The following is a 444-nucleotide window of genomic DNA, read 5'->3' as shown; positions in this document are numbered from 1 at the left end:
TAGTCTTTAGAAGCCGACGCGGGGTGGAGCAGCTCGGTAGCTCGCTGGGCTCATAACCCAGAGGTCGCAGGTTCAAATCCTGTCCCCGCTACGAGTGGCAGGGGGTCCTGTGTTCGCGGAAAGCGCGAACCCGGGGCCCTCTTCGCTTTGCTAGCTCCGGGGCCGAGCCCCGGAAACCCGCGTGACGGCGGGGCGCGGTGGGTTGGCCGGTTGCGGTGGGCTGGAGAGGTCCCTGCGGGTCCGGTGGGTCACCGTCGTTGTCCACCTCGCGACCGAGTGTGTGAAGTTACGGCGCGCTCCGCACCGAAAGTCCCCACGCAGTGCCCGCAGCCACCTTGTGTGTGAAGTTGTGGTGCGTTCCGCGCCGAAAGTCCCCACGCAGTGGCTGCGGCCGTCTTGTGTGGGGAGTTGTGGTGCGTTCCGCGCCGAAAGTCCCCACGTAGC

1 tRNA gene is annotated in these 444 nt (G+C 66.9%); it reads left to right on the top strand.

Annotated elements, in window-relative coordinates:
* Positions 1-17: 17 nt before the first annotated feature.
* Positions 18-91: transfer RNA gene (locus tag ADL15_RS18210), tRNA-Met, on the top strand.
* Positions 92-444: the final 353 nt, after the last annotated feature.

The organism is Actinoplanes awajinensis subsp. mycoplanecinus, from assembly GCF_001509495.1.
GTDB lineage: Bacteria > Actinomycetota > Actinomycetes > Mycobacteriales > Micromonosporaceae > Actinoplanes > Actinoplanes palleronii.
This window is presented reverse-complemented; position numbering and strand designations above follow the sequence as displayed.